Origin of the sequence: Mesorhizobium sp. M7A.F.Ca.US.014.04.1.1 (assembly GCF_003998745.1) — a bacterium.
GTDB classification, from domain to species: domain Bacteria; phylum Pseudomonadota; class Alphaproteobacteria; order Rhizobiales; family Rhizobiaceae; genus Mesorhizobium; species Mesorhizobium ciceri.
This window is the reverse complement of record NZ_RZRW01001006.1, coordinates 1-1,274: the sequence shown is the minus strand read 5'-3', so window position 1 is coordinate 1,274 and position 1,274 is coordinate 1. Positions and strand designations below refer to the sequence as shown.

Annotated in this window: 2 protein-coding genes; both read right to left on the bottom strand. The window is 63.3% G+C overall.

Annotated elements, in window-relative coordinates:
• Positions 1 to 378: aldehyde dehydrogenase family protein (locus EOA22_RS33990; protein WP_127390632.1), on the bottom strand; the 378-nt coding region annotated here is incomplete at its 3' end.
• A 190-nt stretch (positions 379 to 568) separates the two neighbouring features.
• Positions 569 to 1,274 (bottom strand): AEC family transporter (locus tag EOA22_RS33985; protein ID WP_127390631.1); only part of this gene is annotated, 706 nt, incomplete at its 5' end.

Below are 1,274 nucleotides of genomic sequence, written 5' to 3'. Positions count from 1 at the left end.
GGTGCGGCGACCTTCCTCGGCGACCCACAATATGTAGGACGCGGCCGAGCCGATCTCCCCCTTCGATTCGAACAGCGACTTGCCCTGCTCGATGGTCAGCAGTTCGGCCAGTACGTCCTGATTGTCCATCATCGCGTCGTGCAGCTTGCGCAGCAGCTTCGAGCGCTCGAGCGCGGTCGTCTTGCGCCAGGTCTTGAAAGCTTCCGCGGCGGCTTCGATGGCGCGGCGGGTCTCGGCCTTGCCCGACTTCGGCACGGTGCCGATCTTGAGACCGGTGGCAGGGTTGTTGACGTCGACCGTCTGGCCGCTGTCGGCCTGCACCCATTCGCCATTGATGAGATTGGCCTGCCGCATGAAATGGCTGGTTTTCTGAAGCATGCTATCCTCCGTTCGGCGCCCTGACGGGCGGGTCTGTGAAATCTTCGGTGCGCGTGCGCCATGGACTGAGGCCGGCACGCCGGAGCCACTGCTCTTTACCGAGGGCAAGGCACGCAAGCAATCGCAAGATGGCATATAGGGCTTGGGCCAGAGCGAGACGAGAGCAGGCTGACGTGCTTACACCGATGCCTTACCCGAAAACGTACAAGACAACAGTCAGCCAGAACGCGGTGGTGACGGCGGCGCAGGCCGTGGCGAGGGTCATCTGGTTCGACGCCAGCGCCTGGCCGGTGTTGAACTGCACCGCGATCAGATAGGAATTGACGCCGGATGGCATCGCGGCCACCATCACCGCCACCTTGGCCGTCAAGGGCGGCATGCCGAGCAACCAGACGAAGACCAGCACCAGCGCCGGCATCAGGAACAGCTTCAGCACCGAAAGCGCCAACGCCGGCCGGACATTGCCAGATATGCCGAAACGGCGCAGGCTGAGCCCCATGGCGAACAGCGCCACTGGCCCGGCAGTGCCAGCCAGCGTATCGACCAGCCGCGTGGCAAGGTTCGGCAGCGGCGCGCCGGTTAGGCGCCAGGCCAGCCCGGCCAGGATACCGATGATCAGGGGATTGGTGAACAGTCTTCTCAGAAAGCTCTGGACGATGCGCAGCAGGTGTACGGGCTCACTGCCACCGCGGCCAAATATCTCGAACATGATGATCGAAGCCATCATCATGGTCGGCAGATGCACGGAAACGAGCAGCGACAGCACTTCGAATCCCCTCGACCCGAATACGCCGAGAACGAAGGGAATGCCCAGCAGCACCACATTCGAGAAGGACGACGACACTCCACCGACGATGCCTGCGCGTGCGTCCCGCCCGAAGATCCGCGTCGTCACC